Below are 18,080 nucleotides of genomic sequence, written 5' to 3' on the forward strand. Positions count from 1 at the left end.
GAATAATATAAAAATGAAGAAAACGAAATTAGGTGAGTTTGAAGAGCTAGTACTGATGACGGTAGTGGTACTCCAAGCCGATGCTTATGGTGTAGAAATCAAGCGAGAATTAGAAGATCGTTTGAATGAAACACTCAGTGTTGGTTCCATTCAATCAGCTCTAAAACGTATGGAAGAAAAGGGATTCCTTACTTCTGAGTTTGGAGAAGCTAGCCAAAAAAGAGGTGGTAAAAGAAAAAGAATCTATCAAGCCACTCCTCACGCTCACAAGGTATTACAGGACATGAAAGATGTACGCTCTCAACTTTGGGCTGCTATGCCCAACATAGTTACAGGTTAATGCAAAACCGTCAAAACGATATCCGTCCACCTCAATGGTCATTGCTATTGCTCAGACTATTCGTCAGAGAACATTTTCTGGAAGAAATAGAAGGCGATATGGAAGAGGTATTCATGGATGATCTGGATCAATACTCAATTAAAAAAGCTAAGTGGAAATATGTTTTAGGGGTTTTCAAACTCATGAGACCTTCCTTAACACGACTGCTTAGTGGAAGTCAAAAACTCAATTATCTCGGTATGATACAACATAACTTATTAATCACTTTAAGAGGTTTTAAGCGTCACAAAACCTCATTCTTTATCAATTTAATTGGTCTATCTACAGGTTTAGCCGCTTCATTGCTCATTTTTCTATGGGTAAATGATGAACGCTCTGTTGATACATTCCACGAAAAGAACGATCAACTTTATTGGGTCTTCGCCAATTTCCAACTACCCAATAGTATTACTACTTGGAATTATACATCCGGCCTAATGGGTAAAAGTATGAAACAAGACTTCCCAGAAGTAGAAGAAGCTGTAACTATTGGGAATACAGGTTTCTTTAAACCAAAAGGAATTGTTTCAAATGGCGAAAGCAATTTTGAACTAGACGGTCTTTTCGCAAGCAAAAACTTCTTTGATATATTAACCTATCCCCTGCTTATTGGTAATCAAGAAAACATACTGGAGGACAATGAATCCATTGTTTTGTCTGAATCAATGGCTATGGCCATGTTCGGCAATTTGGAAAGTGCCCTAGGAGCTACCGTGGAATGGGAGAATCAGTTCTTTAATAAAACCTTCATTATAAGTGGAATTTTCCAATCACCTCCAAAGAATGCTACGAATCAATTTGATGCCGTCATTAACTATGATTTACTAGTTCAAACCGACCAATGGGCGGCAGAATGGAATGGCGGTTATGCACAGAACTTTTTAGTACTTCGAAAGGGCACTGACATTGAGGAGTTCAATGCTAAAATTGAAAATTACATGGATGATAAAATAAACAATGACAGGTTTACTCTTTTTGTCCAGCCTTATGCTAAAAACTACCTCTATGGTGAATATGATAATGGTGTTCAGGTTGGAGGAAGAATCGAAAATGTTCGCCTATTCACTATTATCGCAATCTTTATCCTTTTAATTGCCTGTATTAATTTCATGAATCTTTCTACCGCTCAAGCTTCAAAAAAGATGAAGGAAGTTGGCGTAAAAAAAGCTATTGGAGCTAATAAAGGATCACTCATATTCCAGTTTCTCGTGGAGTCAATTTTACTTGCTTCGCTTGCAGTTATCGTAGCTATTATACTCGTAAATGTATTACTTCCTCAATTCAATGAGATTACATCTAAGGAACTTGAAATTAATATCATTGACTTTATTCTACCGTTGATTGGAATCACACTGATAACAGGATTCCTAGCAGGTAGCTATCCAGCATTTTACTTATCAGGTTTCAAGCCTGTAGCGGTTCTAAAAGGTAAGATCTCTAACCTGAGAGGAGAAGAATGGATTAGAAAAGGGCTCGTTATAACTCAATTCGTACTTTCGATAGTTTTCATCATTGGAGTGATTACTATAAACCGGCAAATAGAGTTTACCCAAAGTAAAGATCTAGGGTACAATCGTGAGAACATAGTGACTTTTGCAAGAAAAGGTCAAATCAATGAGAATGCCCAAGTTATGCTTGCGGAATTACAGAAAATCCCTGGTATTGAGAGTATTGCAAATATGGCAGGAGATTTTTTATGGGGTGAAGACAGTGGCAGTGGTTACTCTTGGGACCCGTCTAGTAAAGACGATGATAATCATCTTTTTAAGTCACCTAAAATTGGGTATAACATTATCGAAACTTTAGGAATAGAAGTCATCGAAGGAAGGTCCTTTTCAAAGGAGTTTATGGATGATAAAACAAAAGTAATTATCAATGAATCTGCCGTTAAACTTATGGGTATCAAAGAACCGATTGGTACAATACTCGATTATGGAAGCGGAGGTACAAGGGAAATAATCGGTGTAGTCAAAGACTTTCAGTATGGTTCAATGCACCAACAAATCGAACCACTTCTTTTTCGTTTTAGAGAAGAGGGGCGAAATTTTGTAGTCAAAATACAAACTGGTACAGAAGCAGCCACACTTCAACAAATAGAAGACATTTATACACAGTTTCATCCTAAATACGACTTTAACCCTACTTATTTACAAGATGATTATAAAGCCCTTTATAGTACGGAAAGCAAAGTTGCTATTCTGGCCAACTACATGGCCATTATCGCGATTTTAGTCTCCTGTCTGGGGCTATTTGGACTTGCCGCTTTTACTGCTGAACGAAGAAGCAAAGAGATTGGCATACGGAAGATCTTGGGAGCCAGTCATTTAGTTATCATGAAGATACTTACAGGTTCCTTTACTAAAACGGTCTTAATTTCTGTTCTTTTTGCTCTGCCTCTAGGCTACATTCTCGCTAATAACTGGCTTAATAATTTCGCCTATACTATACAATTGGAGTGGTGGATTTTTGCCCTTGCTGGACTAACAGCATTACTAATTGCTTGGATTACAGTAAGTTTTCAAACGTTCAAGGCTGCCTTGGTCAACCCTGTAGAATGTTTGAGGAATGAATAATAAAGACATGTCAGATTACCCTAGCCCGCCGAAGTGGCTCATTATGATAGTCAGGTTTATGGTCAAACCTGACTATGTAGAAGAAATCGAGGGTGATTTGGAAGAGGTATATTATGATTTCAGAAACACAAAAGGAAAAAGGCGGTCGGATTATCTCTTTTTCCTTGAAACCTTCAGAATACTCAAACTCAATTTAATCAAACCAATTATGTCAAACTCAAAAACAACGCTGGTTACTCAACTCCTATACAACGTCAAGTTTTCTTACCGTGGTTTTATGCGCCACAAAACATCCTTTTTCATTAACATCATTGGCCTTTCAACTGCTATTGCAGCCGCTTTAGTTATCTTTTTGTGGGTGAATGATGAAAAAGGTGTCGATGCTTTCCACACGAAAGATGGGGTTGTTTATCAAGTCTTAGAACACGAAGTAAATCCAGAAGGTCTAGAGACCAGTTTTGGTACGGCATTTATTCTTTCTGATGCATTACGAGAGGGCTTCCCAGAGATAAATAAGGTTGTAACGGTCGGAAACGATGAAATGAGTCGAAACGCCGTTTTATCAATTGATGATAAGAAAACACTGGCCAAAGGCATTTTTGCCAGCAAAGAGTTCTTCGAAACTTTCTCTTTTCAATTGGCTTCAGGAACGGCCAAAGAGGTATTGACAATTGAAAATTCCATTGTCCTTTCCGAAACAGTAGCGATTTCACTTTTCGGTTCTATTGACAATGCAATAGGCCAATCCATCAAAGGAAATAGGGCTTTATATAATGCATCTTATGTAGTAACCGGGGTTTTTGAAAACATACCGACTAATTCTACCATACAGTTTGAGTATGCAGCCAATCACAGAATGGCGTTGAAATACGAAGATTGGCTTGGAGATTGGTATGCTGGCGGAGGCATTACTTATTTGACCCTAAATGAGGGAACTGACATTACTGCTTTCAATCAAAAACTCAGAAAGTTCATTACCAACCAACCTGGCCGTGCCGATGATCTCTTGGAAGCTTACCCATTCAAAGACCTATACCTAAAAGGGGAATTTACAAATGGACTACCATCTGGCGGAAGAGAATCCTATGTGCACATCATGACTTTAGCTGGAATATTCATCCTTTTCTTAGCTAGCATAAACTTTATGAATCTAGCCACAGCACAAGCTGCAAAAAGACTGAAAGAAGTAGGTATGAAAAAGGTTTTTGGCGTTAAACGAAAAACGCTAATCACTCAGTTTCTTACAGAATCATTTTTGATCACAGGTATGTCAATACTTGTAGCATTGGGTTTAGTGAGCCTTTTATTACCACAGATAAACTTGGTCATAGAAAAGGAGCTTTCCTTGGTGAGTGATCAATCTATCTTACAGTTTGGCCTTTTTGCGCTTCTTAGTATTTCATTTCTTTCAGGCCTCTACCCTTCTATTTACTTATCCAAATTCAAGTCGAATGATATGATCAGAGGTAAGCTCAAAAGAGGCGTTAATGACATTTGGATTAGAAAAGGATTAGTCATTTTACAATTCTCAGTATCCACCTTATTTGTCACGAGTTTTTTGGTGCTGAACAATCAAATAGATTTCATCAGAGAGGTCGACCTTGGTTACAATCGGGATAATCTAATTCACTTCACCTTTATTGGAGATAGCAAAAGAAAACCATTCTTAGATGAGCTGAACAAGCTTCCAAACGTAACTAACATTACAAGTTTATATGGCGGCAGCATTGCTAGCCTTAGAGGTGCCGGAGGAGGTTTTAGCTGGGGAAACCCTGTTGAAAACGAAGAAGTTGATTTCAGGCGACCGCAGGTGGCTCATGATTTCTTTGAAACACTCGATATAAATATGGTTGAGGGCAGGACGTTCTCTAAAACATTTCAAAATGAGGAAAACAAACTCATTATCAACCAAGCGGCAGCTGATCTGATTGGAATTGAGAACATTGTTGGTAAAACCATTATGGATGGCGATATAGAAAAACAAGTAATCGGTATAGTCGAAAACTTCAAAATCCAGTCGCTTTACGAACCAATGCAGCCGGCCATTATCAGGTTTATCGGAGAAGGCAAAGGAAATCATTTAATGGTCAGAATTTCAAATGAAAATCAACCTGAAACCATCAAATCTATAGAGGCCCTTTATAATAAGTTTGGCCCCGAATATCCTTTCAATCCACGTTTTGTCAATGATGAGTATGACAAGGTTTATAACGCCGAAAGTAAAATTTCCATGTTATCGGGTTATTTCACAATAGTAGCCATACTGATAGCGTGCTTAGGGCTTTTCGGATTGGCTACTTACAATACAGAAAGAAGAATCAAAGAAGTAGGTATTAGAAAGGTACTCGGGTCGAGCACCTTTGGCTTAGTGAGACTATTATCTGCCGACTTTATTATCCTGGTAAGCGTTGCTTTAATTATCGCTTTACCGATAAGTTATCTTGCCGCAAACAATTGGCTAAATGGCTTTGCGATACATTATGAACCAGGGATTGCATTATTTGGTATGGTTGTATTAGCTACATTAGTTCTATCCATTTTTACCGTTGGTTTAAAAACACTGAATACTGCCAATGCCAATCCAGTTGATTCACTCAGAACGGAATAATAACTGAGGAAATTTTCTCATAAATAGCCTGATCATCAAAAGTGTTGTTTAAATTATATTAAACAACACTTTTGAAACGGTCATGCTCAAAAAGCAACACTACGTCTATCTCCTATTCCTCACTCTTTTACTTGGGGGATGCAAAAAAGAAAAATCTCCTTTGGATGGGCTAAGAGTGGTAACAGAAAAGGATAAAGTCCATGATTACCTTGGTAAAAAGCTCCCTAATCACTCATTAAAAAGCCTAGATAATAGAGAGTTACTTCTGTCTGACTTTGAAGGAAAACCTACTGTAATCAATTGCTGGTTTGTTTCCTGTGCGCCGTGTATAGATGAAATGCCAATCCTAAATGATTTAAAAAGCCAATATGGCGATCAAGTCAATTTTCTATCATTAACATTCGATACTGCCGAAAAGGTGGAAAAACTACTTAAAAAGCATGCATTTGATTTTTATCATTTAGTCGGTGCCCAAGAATTCTTGCAAGAAATTGGCGTTCAGGGTTATCCAAAGAATATATTCATTGGAGCTGATGGTATCATAAAACGAATCGAAGGCGGAGTTCCTTACGAAAAGATCGATGGAAAGCTGGTACGCGGAGATGGGAAGGCCTTTTACGATTATGTTGAAGAACTAATCAAACTTTAAGCTACTAAGGGGCTACTTTAGTTTAAATAATTTGAAGCTCAAATAATCTTCTTCATTCTCTTCATTTTCTGGATGGTTGACGGATAAATAAAGTCCATCTCTGCCAACAAATGCATTGCTCACAACATACTGTCCCGTTTGAGATAATTCTGTTTCTCCTATTAGATTTAAATCTTTGGATAAAACCATCACAGAAAACTTACTTGGAAATCTAGCCAAGACCCCAATATCAGCACCGTCTTCAACTTCTACCTTTGGAAAAGCAAACCGATAGTAAACTTCACGGTAAGGATCATAGATTATATTGCCGTAATGCGCACTTCCAGCAAAATATTTCGCCCGATCCATTCTACTACCACCTAACGGCAAAGCCTCCCATTCCGTAACTAGAGCTTCACTCCTTGCGAGTTTCTCTTCAAGTTGAGCGTTCTCATCTTTCAAGAAATAAAGGTTATGATCACCCCAAAAACTATAAGCAATACCATTTTCTGTTGCCGAAAAACTGAATTGAAAGTGCTTTTTCATTGAGCGCATATAATCATCAGGAAAAGTGGGGCTTAACAGATTAGTGACGCCACTTTTCAAATCGATCGCATAACTGGTATGCCGTCGGCTAAGCTCTTGATTGGTGACAGTACTATAATTTCCTTGGTATAATGTTTTGGCGATAAGCTTACCATTTTTAACCAAAGGCTTAGCAGAAAAGAATGTCGTCGATACCTCAGCGCTACCGTACCCTTCAGGCACCTGATACTCAATACTATTAAGTGATTCGTCTATAGAACTTACAAGAAATAGTTTACCTCCACTATTGGGAAATAGTAACAGGCTATCTAATCCATGCACGTAGAAAGCACCAATACTGCCTACCCCTCGAGGTCCTTCAACGTCAAAGGCGAGTCGTTTTATTAATTCATTACGCTCGAAATCAAAAACTTGAATCTCATTTTTGATTGTATTCAGTGAAAACAGCAATTCTTGACCAGTTTTCTCATCAAAGAAGTATTGTAGTCCATCACTTACATTTGAGGTACTTTGGTCCAATTGAAACGTTACTAAACCATTTACTGGTTTTAAGGATAGACTATTTGACGTATCAGAACTTCCACATCCCAAAAGGCCGATAAAAAGGGTTAAAAACAATGCAATCTGAATACGTTTCTTCATTGCGTTTGATGATTATAAATTCTTCAACTATAAATTTAGTAGAATGTTTGATCTAATTAAATGCCTACCTTTCATAAGCTCTCCAAGTACAACAACTAAATTCAAATCATTGGCTATACCGAAGTTTACTCAGAGACTCCTTTTACTACTCTTTTTTACCGCATTTCTCTTAGGGCCAGGAGTTACCATTGCATGTGCCCAATCAACTCAATATGTTATTAATAGATTCGGAACACCGCTAAGAACTTCGGCGAATGTGACTTCAGATACTATAACGCTTCTAAAGCCAGGAGAAGCTCTCTCAGTACAGCCTTCATTTACCGCACCCGATTCTGTGAGATACGATGATAACAATATAACGCTAGCCGGTTTCTGGTTGCTTGTCGATTCAAAAGGTCAGAAAGGTTATGTATTTAGCGCCGATCTATCTTACAATGAACCTGTTATAAGTGCCTCTAAATCCTACAATATGGATATTTATGAGGTGAATATTTTAGGGCTAAAAGTCGATTCCAGCGTAGTTAAAAAACAAGTAGAATACAGCCCTGGAAACATGGTGGACTACACCGACGATCATTTCCAATATGAATATGGAAGATCTGTTGAAACTTGGTTTGATGGCTGCCTAAATACAGAATTCATCTTGGATGGCTGGCAATTGAATAATGCTTTTCACTTGCTTCGAAATGAAATCTATAGCGATGGTATGTTGTACGGGAAAGAGTTTTACATCGATACGCCGAGACTCATTGAATATTCCAACTTTGAGTATAAATTCGAAATTAGTTTTGGTGCATCACAAGATATCGTGATTAAGTATGATAAAGAGCGAAATGAGACTTGGATAAGCTATGCGAGTTGCACCTAAGTCCAGAAAAAGGGTTTAGAGGTCACGACTAGCGCAACCCCTAATAGAGCATAACTTAGAAAAAGGGCTGGTCAAGGCCCTTCAAAACTCAATCATCGGTCTAATGGTAAGACCCTTAAGTTAGCTCCCCCAGTAGTTGCACCATCTGAAACGTACAGCACTCGCTTAGCCTTGTCAACCGCGATTCCATTTGGAATAGTGAACGTTGCATCTTGAAACTCGCCATCGGAAGATCCTACGACACCACTTCCCGCAAAGACGGTTACTTCTCCACCCAACGATACTTTGTAAATTCTTTTTCCACCACCTGATGTAGCGTAAACGTTACCTTCAAAATAGGTCAAATAACCAATCACGGAACCCCTACCTAAAGTCGGTACAGTTCCAATTAATGAAATATCACCAGAAGGATTAATCGAGAGCACCGCACCAGTTAAAAAATTCCCTACGATAATATTTCCATTATCATCATAAACGATTCCAACACCTCCTTTTAACCTTTCATCACGAACAAAATCTGTAATAGTCCCATCGGGGGTCACTTTATTGACAACGCCTATGTTATAATTGCTCACATAAAAATTGCCATCCGTACCTAGAAGTAAACCAGAAGGATAGCCCTGAATATTGGCAATTGTAGTTTTGGTGCCATCAGGAGCCACTTTGACTAGGTTACCAGCATTAGACACATTATCATCATTTACATAAAAGTTTCCTTCGGAATCTATGGCATTACCAACAGGATTTGCCAAACCAGTGACAAAGACAGAGACATCTCCTGCAGGCGATATTTTCAGAGCAGTCGTACCATTCCCTTTGCCAATTGAATTATCCCATACCCCATAATTAGAAACGTAGATATTACCAGCTGCATCGATTGAAATGGCGTCATTGGCCGGCATATTGGAGACTAGTGTGCTCGTTTCAGGGTTATTGATCAGTTTAAAATCAGTTGATGGTTCTGAAAGCACATAGACTGTTTCCTCATTGAAAGTGCCTATTGACAGAATAGCTATACGATAGTCAATGTCTGAAGTAACGCTTTCTCCATCGATATCATTTTGAAGAGCGTCGAGTTGAAGTTCTTGATTGATTTGGTTTCCGGCATGGCTTGCATAACTACTATTTGGCAAGGATTTCATGCTTTCGACGGTAAGGTTAGAAACTGCAGAACTCTTTACAATCATTATTCTATACTCCTGAATATTCTCCCTAGCCTGCCCAGTATTAAATTTCACTTGGATATCACTAGCATCACCTTTATTCGTTACATCTGTAACAGCAGTAATCTGCACTTTGTAATCATTTTCATTCAAAACGGCAGGTTCGGATTCAGGGGCATCACCATCACATGCCAAACTGAATGTCATCAGAAAAAGAATAAAAAATAGACTCGTTGTTTTTGAGCGTAGGTAATTCATAGTCATTTAGGTTTGTTAAAAAATTCAAACAAACCTGACCGATTATCAGCCTATAATCGACCGACTGGGTACAAAAGCACAAATTCAGGCGATTTGCGGCTTATTATTTAGTGATTTGATGTACTGACTTGGTGTTAATCCCATTTGCTCTTTAAAGACTTTATTGAAGGTAGACTTAGAGTTAAAACCAACCTCCATGGCAATAGAAAGTATTGTTTGCTTTGCGTGGTCATTGTTGTGTATTCTTTTTAGAAATGCACGTACCCGATATCCGTTGATAAAGTCGTAGAAACTCATCTGATAGACATTATTCAATAACCATGAGACATCATTTGGCGATGCACTCAATAATGCTGAAAGCTTTGCCAGCGTAAGGTCGCTTTCTAAGTAAATAGAATCCTTGACAAGCAAATTCTCTAAAGCACTCTTTAGGACATTCGTTTCACTATCATTCAATCTTTTTGTAGCCTCTTTTGAGACCTTAGAATCATTAGACTGCAGAATCCTAAAGAGTTCTGGCTGCTTTAAGCTAAAGTAGCCTACCGTATAGATTAAGAAAGGGATGGTTATCCAAATATTGTCATATGACATATACTCATATACCCTGCGGAAATAATAGGTATTGATATAACTGAATATCCAAAAGGACAAGCAGATGGCGATCGTTAATAAAAAGATAAGAAGAAAGCGATGAAAGCCTTGAGTATTCGAAAGCTTCTTTTTCTCTTCTTTCCGATACCTTTCGAGTAACCTAAAGTTTTTAACCAGGTAGAAAATATTACCACTAAGTCCAATGACTTCGAAACCATTAAAAAACCAATAGACGAACCCTTGTTGAAAAAGACGTGCTCTAGTTTCCACGCTTACTGCATTGAAATAGATGAATATGCCTGAGCAAACAATCAAAGGGATATAGTGCCAAAAAGACAAGCTATATTCACTCTCACTTTTAACCACTAACCGCCTGACATACAAGTAGCTAAGTGGTCCAAAAAGGAAGATAATACAGTCAACGAATGACACCCATTTGAAGAAGTTCATAGCAACCTGATGCGCTATCAACATTCGTCCCGTCAGGATGAAGGCGGTTACAAGAAGTAACTGAACAAGAACTTTATTAGCACTTCTATTTTGCTCCTTAATTTTGGAGAGCGCCCAGGCTAAAAACAGGCCTTGAACAATACCAAGTGATAAAATAATATCGATTAGTTCAAACTTCATACTTACGTTCCTAAGAGCAATTAACCTCCAAAAAATCATCGGGACTAAGCACCATGCACTCGAACAGGAGTATGCAAAACCCGTAAGGGAACGTTAAAAAGATATAAAGTTTCAGTTTCTAAAAAGGAAATGTTGAAATCCCTTTTGGTATAGTTACTTGTTAAACTTCAGCCAAATATTCATGGACAAACTTGATCGCCATGGCACCCTCTCCGACTGCCGATGCTACCCTGTTCATGGCGCCTGCTCTGACATCTCCAGCGGCCAATATTCCAGGAGTGCTGGTTTCCAAAAGGAACGGTTCTCTTTCCTTTTTCCAGAGTTTTTTGTGATCAGACTCTTTTTGTAGATCACGTCCAGTGATGACAAAACCACGGTCATTTTTAAGTATACCATTGCCTGTCCAATCGGTATAAGGTTTAGCACCAATGAAAATCAACAGCGCTCCTGCTGGTTTCTTCACAATTTCACCAGAATCTAGGTTTTTCAACTCAACGCACTCCAGATTTCCATCACCAACGGCTCCGTCAATAACCGTCCTGGGCACCAATTGGATGTTTTCTGTACCATCAATTTGGTCTATTAGGTACTGACTCATACTTGATGAAAGGTCTGGTTTTCTGATCACTATATGTACATCGCATGCAAATTTGGCCATGTACATGGCGGCTTGACCAGCTGAATTCCCACCTCCCACGATGTAGACATTTTTGCCTCTACAAGAGTTAGCCTCTGTGGTAGCAGCGCCATAATAAATCCCTCGGCCAGTAAAGTCATCAATACCACGAGATTCTAGTTTTCTGTATTGAACACCTGTTGTAATAATGACGGCCTTGGTGTTAATCTTTTCACCACCTTCTAGACTTACAATCTTATAATCGTCTTGCGTTTCTATGCCAGTAACAGTTCGTGGCGAAAGAAACTCAATACCAAAGCGCTTGGCTTGCGTTATCGCGCGATGTGTTAAATCTGCACCAGATAGGCCCTTTGGGAAGCCAAGATAGTTTTCGATTCTAGAGCTTGTTCCTGCTTGCCCGCCTGGAGCATGTTTTTCGATCATAAGGGTCTTTAAGCCTTCCGATCCTCCGTAAACGGCGGCAGCCATTCCGGCAGGACCTGCACCCACTATAACCACGTCATACATTTCTTCAGCTACGGTGGTCTGCAAACCAATCTTATTGCCAAGGTCGGTCATGGAAGGATCCTTTAAATGTGATCCATCCTCAAAGTAGACGACTGGTAAGTCACTTCGATCTATCTCTGCCAAATCTAGCAGTTCTTGGCCTGCTTCTTCGGTTTCTATATCAAGCCACTGATATGGCATCAAATTCCTAGAGAGGAAATCTTTGATATCGTGAGATTTTGGAGAGTATTGGTATCCAACAACCCTAATGCCTTTGAAAACTGGAATGTGATTGATTTGCCATTCATCCAGCAGATCATTCAATGTTGGGTAGAGCTTTTCTTCAGGCGGATCCCAAGGCTTATTGAGGTAATAGTCAAGTTGAACGTCATTAATTGCCTTAACCGCTGCTTCAATATCCGAGTATGCAGTGAGCAGTACCCGTTTAGCCTCTGGATAGAGTTCCTTGGCTTTCTCCAAGAATTCTACACCCGTCATTTCAGGCATTCTTTGGTCCGATAGAAAAAGTGCTACATCCTCCCCCTTTTGCTTCAGCTCCTTTAAAGCATCTAGTGCCTCATGTGCTGAAGTGGTGCTCATGACACGGTAATCTTTTCTGTATTCTTTTCTTACATCTCTTCTGATGGCCGCCAAGACTTGTTCATCATCATCGACAGTAAATATAATCGGTAGTTTTGCCATGTGTGTTACTAAGCATTAATAGGGAAACAAAATTCAAATTGGGTTCTTCCGGGCTTCGAGTTCAGCCTGATATGGCCTTTATGTCTATCAACAATGTTTTTAACCACCTCAAGTCCAAGTCCAGTGCCTTTGCCCACATCTTTTGTGGTGAAAAATGGCTCAAAAATTCGGCTTTGTATGTCTTCTGGTATTCCCGGACCAGAATCAGTGATGTAAACCATTAGGTTTTCTGCATTCGTGGCAGTTGTCAACTCAAGCGTACCACCTTCTTCCATGGCATCCAGCGCATTGTCAATCACGTTTGTCCAAACCTGGTTTAACTCGCCTGAAACTGCTTTTATATTTGGCAGATCATCTTCAAGGTCTTCTACCAAATTGACATTATTCTTTTTGAACTTATGATTCAAAATTGTAATTGTGCTGTGTAGTCCTTCGTGCACGTTAGTTGGTTCGAAATCTGTCGAACGATCCATATGTGAATAGTCTTTCACAGAGCTGACTAGTTTGGATATTCGGTTAGATGCTTCTTTGATTTCACCAACCATTTTTTCTGTTGTCAGTACATTTTCAACCCAGGTAAGTACCGAAGGAAATGTCTCTGTGCCAAGCATTTGTTTCATTCCTTCCAAGTCGTTGTCACAGAAGCCGTATTCGGCGAGCGTTTCGCTTAACATATAACAATCTCCAAAACCGTTATCATCGAGCCAGTCGGTCAATTCGTCTTCCCGGTTAGTTCGTTGCATCAGAGACTCGCTCTTGTTTATCCCATCTTTGATCTTACCAAAAAGGAGTGCATTCACCTCATCTACCTGTTCATTGGTTACTTTCATGGAAATAACCTTCTTGAACTTTTCTGGCACATGAGCCAAATGACTCTGTAGTGATTCGGAACTGCGAACTATGGCCGCAGCAGGATTATTTAACTCATGCGCAAGGCCCGCAGAGAGTTTTCCAAGCGCCATCAATTTCTCGCTTTGCTGTTGAGACTTCATACTACTTCTTACCCGATCAGTCATCATATGCACAAGTACTTCGGTAAAGTCTTGGCATTCGCAAATCATAGCATGGAAGTAAGATTTATTGAGTGTGAACATTCTCGAATCTTGCATTACTCGGCCATTAGCCGATGAGGATTGAGCTCGGCTGTATGGTAGTGCACCAGATATATCTCCTCCGTTGATCCGTCCTATTTCCATGTACTGGCCATTTCGTTCCATCATGAAACTTATACTGCCCTCGAGCATAATAATTAGGCTATCGATAGAATCGCCCCGGTTAAAGAAATTTTCACCCACTTTTACCTCAAAAAGTTCGCCTCGATCTACCACCCATTCGATCTGATTGCGTGATACTCCATCAAGCGAAGGAAACTTAGAAATCTCGTCAATAATGGTCTGCTTATCCATGACTATGAAACTATCAATTCTTTGGATTAGTTTCCTGCTGAACTTGTGATTTATTTCTCCGGAAATATGTGAATGGGAAGCTGGCTTAACTTTAAGACGCTGAAATAGCTTTCAAGTCTTCTATCATCAATTCCGCTACTCGTTTTGAAGCACCAACGCCACCTAACTTAGTTTCAAGTTCTTCGTAATCGGTAAGAATTCTATTTCGAGCCTCAGGTGCTAGAATGGCCTTTAACTCCTTGGTCATTCGTTGTTCATTCAAGTCTGATTCAATCAACTCGGTTACCGCCCTCCTATCTAGAATTAGGTTAACCATACAAATATGGTTTATGCTGATGACCCCTTTTAAAACATAGAAAGTGACTAAACCTGGCTTGTAACAGACTACTTGAGGCACTTTGAACAAAGCAGTTTCTAAGGTGGCTGTACCAGAAGTTACTAGTGCAGCTTTTGCATTATTCAAAATATCATAAGTCTGACCAAAAATTACTTTAACCTGTTGACTTGTATAAGCATCATAAAGTGATTGCTCCATCGTTTCCGATCCAGCTACAACAAATTGATAATCAGGAAAGTGTTTCACAACACGGAGCATCTTTGGCAGCTTAGTTCTAATCTCCCTTTTACGACTTCCCGGCAATAGCGCAATGATAGGCTTATCTGAAAGTTCATTTTTTTCCAAGAACTCGTTTTTATCTAATAAAGCTGGTTTTCGTTGAGCGATAGCATCTAAAATTGGGTGCCCAACATAGTCGACTTTATAACCATAAGATTCATAGAATTTCGGTTCAAAGGGTAAAATAGAAAACCGTCGATCCGTCCAACCTTGAATCGTATGCACCCGTTTTCTTTTCCAAGCCCAGGCTTGTGGAAGGATATAATAGAAAATACGTGTTGGAAGATTTGAATTCTTAACGAATTTGGCGATTCTCAAATTGAAACCAGAGTTATCTATTAAGATTAAAACATCGGGTTTATAAGCCATAATATCTTCTTCACAGAATGTAAAATTGGCCTTGATGGTTTTTAAATGACTAACTACAGCAAAAACTCCCATAAAGGATGTCTCACGAATATGTTTAGCGAGTTCTTGAGCTTCTTTCGCCATATTATCTCCACCCCAAACTCTAAAATAAGCGTCGGGGTCACGAAGCTTTAACTGCTTCATCATATTTGCGGCATGCATATCGCCAGAGGCCTCTCCTGCTATGATGTAGTACTTCATTTTCTAGAATCTAACCCGAAGTTCTATGTTCCTGAGTAATAATCAAACGAAATTACTGACTGACTTAAAAAGCAACCTCTATATTAGTAAAATGACCTTACGAGAATCTATTTTTTCCCTTTTGATATTATTATTTCTCAACATTGGACTGAAAGCTCAAATAATAAACAAGGACTATATTAAGGTCAAGACTATTGAAAGAGACTACAGAAACCAGGTAAGTCTGCCATTTTATTATCTCTGGAACGAGCAGCAGGAAATATTGATAATAGGGTTCGATTTTAAACCTTCAAAATTTGAAGTTTTTGAGACTAAAACTTGGAAGAGGTTATCTTACTTTCAAACAAGGGGTCATTCTTTTGAACCTGAGTCTTTTTTCTCGCCGAAAGAGACTAACGTAGTATATATCAAGAAAAATAGAGGAAAAACGCTTTATAAAGTTGATTATTTAAAAGGAGTAATACTTGAAAAAACTTCCATCAAAAAGCTAGACTTTGAAAGACCTGCGCCTAATTATGAGTCCCAATTTTATGATTCTTACTGGCAACAGAACTTCCCTAGACATCACTATTTGTTCTTCGAAGATTATGCATTGATTATAAAGGATAGTGAAATCGATGTTTACAAAAGAGATTAGTTTGCTTCGTTGATAGGCTCTTCATTACAGCTCTTTACCTTGTCCCTTGATTCTTTAGACACTACCTTTACAACATAATCAGAAACGATAATTCAATGCTCAAAATAGGCGTACTCGGAGCCGGACATCTCGGCAAAATCCACATCAAATGCATCAAAGATATTCCTGAATATGAATTGGTTGGGTTTTACGATCCTGTAGCCGAAAATGCAGCTAGTGTTTCAGAAGCCTTCGGCATTCCGAGCTTTGATACAATTGAGGCGCTCCTAAGTGCAGTGGACTTGGTAGATATTGTTACGCCTACTCTTTCTCATTTTGAATGTGCAGAAAAAGCGCTCAAAGCTGGCAAGCATGTCTTTATAGAAAAACCTGTTACCAATACGGTTGAAGAGGCTGAAAAACTGATCGAATTATCTGAAAAGATGGGACTCAAAATGCAGGTTGGCCATGTAGAGCGATTCAACCCTGCTTTTGTAGCTGCACAGCCCTATTTAAAGCAACCCATGTTTATTGAGACCCATAGGTTAGCACAATTCAACCCGCGTGGCTTAGACGTACCTGTGGTTCTAGACCTGATGATTCACGATATCGACGTAATTCTAAAAGCTGTTGGTTCGGAAGTCGAGAAAATCTCAGCTAGTGGTGTAAACGTGGTGGCCGATACGCCTGATATTGCCAATGCAAGATTAGAGTTTGCCAATGGCTGCGTCGCCAACCTTACCACCAGCCGTATAGCGGTTAAAAACATGCGTAAATCACGTTTTTTCCAAAAAGACGCTTATGTGGCCGTAGATTTTCTAGAGAAAAAATCCGAAATCGTCAGGATGCAGGAGGCTACAGGAAATGAAGGTGCATTTTCTATGGTTTTAGATTTAGGTGAAGGAAAAGGTAAAAAGGAGATCATTTTTGAAAACCCGAAGGTATTGGAGACCAATGCCATAAGAGAAGAGCTTTATACCTTCCACCAAGCGATCGTGAACGATACGGAACCAATAGTAACTATAAAAGACGGCTACAAGGCCTTAAAAGTGGCTTATGGTGTCTTGGATGAGATAAAGGCCAACTTGAAAAAAATAGGATAACAATAGCCCTTGAAAAGGGTTCTTTTTCAAACTATATAACGATTAACCGATCGCCCATCGCGAGACAGTGATAGGCTATAAGCATAAATTAAAAAGTAAAAACATGGATAACAGAAAATTATTACCCATTGTCGTGATTACAATTATTGCATTGATTGTAGTTGTTGGATTATCATCAAGCATTTTCTACACGATTCAATCGAACGAACGTGCTGTCATATTCAAAAAGTTTGCAGGAGGTCTTGACAAAGAAGACATTAAACAACCTGGCTTTCATTTAAAGTCCCCCTGGAACGACCTTTATGTATATGATGTCTCTGAAAATCAGGCAGAAGAAACGATGGACGTTTTAGAAAAAAATGGTTTATCAATCCAAGTAGATATTTCGGTACGTTTTCACCCGATGTATGATAAAATTGGTGAGATACACGAAACTTTTACCAGAGACTATGTAAACAGGCTAGTTGTTCCCGAAGTAAGATCTACTGTAAGGCAAGTGATGGGTCGATTTACGGCTGAAGAAATTTACTCGACAAAACGTTCAGAAGTAGAACAAGCCATCATTTCAGAAACTGGAGAAGTTCTAGGAAATGAGAACAACAATATTCAAATGAAAGCACTATTGATCCGTTCTATCAACCTTCCAGAAAAAATTAAGACAGCTATCGAAAGTAAACTGCAACAAGAGCAAGAAGCACTTGCCTATAGGTTTCGTTTGGATAGAGAAAAGAGTGAGGCTGAAAGAAAGCGTATCGCTGCCGAAGGTGAATCTAATGCTAACAAGATCATTAACAACAGTTTAACCCCTGCTCTTCTTAAAATGAGAGGTATAGAAGCGACACTAAAACTTGCTGAATCTACAAATTCTAAAGTAGTTGTGATCGGTCAGGGTAAAGACGGCCTTCCACTTATTTTAGGCAATAATTAAAAACATTCGGCTCTCTTTGGAACAACTGTTTCATTTAAGTGTTTATTAAATTAAATTCGCTCGCGGAAACGAGAGGAAATTACAGAAAACA

Annotated in this window: 14 protein-coding genes; 8 read left to right on the forward strand and 6 right to left on the reverse strand. The window is 39.0% G+C overall.

All coding sequences use genetic code 11. From position 1 onward, the window contains the following. Positions 1-13 precede the first annotated feature (13 nt). From BFP71_RS15350 to BFP71_RS15365, 4 genes are all read left to right on the forward strand, one after another. Positions 14-340: a PadR family transcriptional regulator gene (locus BFP71_RS15350; RefSeq protein WP_069836320.1), complete on the forward strand. Its 327-nt coding sequence runs from the start codon at positions 14-16 to the stop codon at positions 338-340. Further along, entirely contained in the window at positions 340-2,952 is a 2,613-nt protein-coding gene (locus BFP71_RS15355) for an ABC transporter permease (RefSeq protein ID WP_088125073.1), read from the forward strand. The genes BFP71_RS15350 and BFP71_RS15355 overlap by 1 nt, the downstream gene beginning before the upstream one ends. Further along, entirely contained in the window at positions 2,945-5,560 is a 2,616-nt protein-coding gene (locus BFP71_RS15360; RefSeq protein ID WP_069836321.1) for an ABC transporter permease, read from the forward strand. The genes BFP71_RS15355 and BFP71_RS15360 overlap by 8 nt, the downstream gene beginning before the upstream one ends. An 82-nt stretch (positions 5,561-5,642) precedes the next feature. Beyond that, the gene (locus BFP71_RS15365) at positions 5,643-6,209 is read left to right on the forward strand and encodes a TlpA family protein disulfide reductase (RefSeq protein ID WP_069836322.1); all 567 of its coding nucleotides are present in this window, start codon (positions 5,643-5,645) and stop codon (positions 6,207-6,209) included. 12 nt (positions 6,210-6,221) lie between these two features. Here the strand turns inward: BFP71_RS15365 and BFP71_RS15370 are convergent, their stop codons facing one another. After that, positions 6,222-7,376, reverse strand: a complete 1,155-nt coding sequence (locus BFP71_RS15370; RefSeq protein WP_069836323.1) for a DUF4221 family protein — start codon at positions 7,374-7,376, stop codon at positions 6,222-6,224. A gap of 109 nt (positions 7,377-7,485) precedes the next feature. Here BFP71_RS15370 and BFP71_RS15375 point away from each other — a divergent pair, with 109 nt between their 5' ends. Next, entirely contained in the window at positions 7,486-8,244 is a 759-nt protein-coding gene (locus BFP71_RS15375; protein WP_141719777.1) for an SH3 domain-containing protein, read from the forward strand. A gap of 92 nt (positions 8,245-8,336) precedes the next feature. On the opposite strand, the gene BFP71_RS15380 is transcribed toward BFP71_RS15375, so the two are convergent. The 5 genes from BFP71_RS15380 to lpxB all read right to left on the reverse strand — a co-directional run bounded on the left by BFP71_RS15380 (position 8,337) and on the right by lpxB (position 15,342). Continuing rightward, positions 8,337-9,665 carry an NHL repeat-containing protein gene (locus BFP71_RS15380; RefSeq protein ID WP_141719778.1) on the reverse strand — a complete coding sequence of 443 codons (1,329 nt, stop codon included), beginning with the start codon at positions 9,663-9,665 and terminating at the stop codon, positions 8,337-8,339. 84 nt (positions 9,666-9,749) lie between these two features. Further along, positions 9,750-10,886 (reverse strand): helix-turn-helix domain-containing protein, encoded by a 1,137-nt coding sequence (locus BFP71_RS15385; protein WP_069836326.1) that lies wholly within the window; start codon positions 10,884-10,886, stop codon positions 9,750-9,752. Positions 10,887-11,046: 160 nt separating this feature from the next. Further along, positions 11,047-12,711: an FAD-dependent oxidoreductase gene (locus BFP71_RS15390; RefSeq protein ID WP_069836327.1), complete on the reverse strand. Its 1,665-nt coding sequence runs from the start codon at positions 12,709-12,711 to the stop codon at positions 11,047-11,049. 8 nt (positions 12,712-12,719) lie between these two features. Then, on the reverse strand, positions 12,720-14,117 hold the full coding sequence (locus tag BFP71_RS15395) for an ATP-binding protein (protein WP_069836328.1): 1,398 nt from the start codon (positions 14,115-14,117) through the stop codon (positions 12,720-12,722). A gap of 91 nt (positions 14,118-14,208) precedes the next feature. Beyond that, a complete protein-coding gene (lpxB, locus tag BFP71_RS15400; RefSeq protein WP_069836329.1) occupies positions 14,209-15,342 on the reverse strand; it encodes a lipid-A-disaccharide synthase in 1,134 nt (377 codons plus the stop codon). A gap of 121 nt (positions 15,343-15,463) precedes the next feature. Between lpxB and BFP71_RS15405 the strand changes: the two genes are divergently transcribed. From BFP71_RS15405 to BFP71_RS15415, 3 genes are all read left to right on the forward strand, one after another. Further along, positions 15,464-15,979: a hypothetical protein gene (locus tag BFP71_RS15405; protein ID WP_141719779.1), complete on the forward strand. Its 516-nt coding sequence runs from the start codon at positions 15,464-15,466 to the stop codon at positions 15,977-15,979. Between the two features lie 95 nt (positions 15,980-16,074). Then, positions 16,075-17,061 (forward strand): Gfo/Idh/MocA family protein, encoded by a 987-nt coding sequence (locus BFP71_RS15410; RefSeq protein WP_069836331.1) that lies wholly within the window; start codon positions 16,075-16,077, stop codon positions 17,059-17,061. A 103-nt stretch (positions 17,062-17,164) separates the two neighbouring features. Continuing rightward, entirely contained in the window at positions 17,165-17,989 is an 825-nt protein-coding gene (locus tag BFP71_RS15415) for a prohibitin family protein (RefSeq protein WP_069836332.1), read from the forward strand. The last annotated feature ends 91 nt before the right edge of the window (positions 17,990-18,080 follow it).

It is taken from the genome of Roseivirga misakiensis (assembly GCF_001747105.1).
Taxonomy (GTDB): domain Bacteria; phylum Bacteroidota; class Bacteroidia; order Cytophagales; family Cyclobacteriaceae; genus Roseivirga; species Roseivirga misakiensis.

Coding starts and splice junctions, on each gene's coding strand:
- BFP71_RS15350 (WP_069836320.1), top strand. CDS start 14: ATGAAGAAAACGAAATTAGGTGAGTTTGAAGAGCTAGTACTGATGACG.
- BFP71_RS15355 (WP_088125073.1), top strand. CDS start 340: ATGCAAAACCGTCAAAACGATATCCGTCCACCTCAATGGTCATTGCTA.
- BFP71_RS15360 (WP_069836321.1), top strand. CDS start 2,945: ATGAATAATAAAGACATGTCAGATTACCCTAGCCCGCCGAAGTGGCTC.
- BFP71_RS15365 (WP_069836322.1), top strand. CDS start 5,643: ATGCTCAAAAAGCAACACTACGTCTATCTCCTATTCCTCACTCTTTTA.
- BFP71_RS15370 (WP_069836323.1), bottom strand. CDS start 7,376: ATGAAGAAACGTATTCAGATTGCATTGTTTTTAACCCTTTTTATCGGC.
- BFP71_RS15380 (WP_141719778.1), bottom strand. CDS start 9,665: ATGAATTACCTACGCTCAAAAACAACGAGTCTATTTTTTATTCTTTTT.
- BFP71_RS15385 (WP_069836326.1), bottom strand. CDS start 10,886: ATGAAGTTTGAACTAATCGATATTATTTTATCACTTGGTATTGTTCAA.
- BFP71_RS15390 (WP_069836327.1), bottom strand. CDS start 12,711: ATGGCAAAACTACCGATTATATTTACTGTCGATGATGATGAACAAGTC.
- BFP71_RS15395 (WP_069836328.1), bottom strand. CDS start 14,117: ATGGATAAGCAGACCATTATTGACGAGATTTCTAAGTTTCCTTCGCTT.
- lpxB (WP_069836329.1), bottom strand. CDS start 15,342: ATGAAGTACTACATCATAGCAGGAGAGGCCTCTGGCGATATGCATGCC.
- BFP71_RS15410 (WP_069836331.1), top strand. CDS start 16,075: ATGCTCAAAATAGGCGTACTCGGAGCCGGACATCTCGGCAAAATCCAC.
- BFP71_RS15415 (WP_069836332.1), top strand. CDS start 17,165: ATGGATAACAGAAAATTATTACCCATTGTCGTGATTACAATTATTGCA.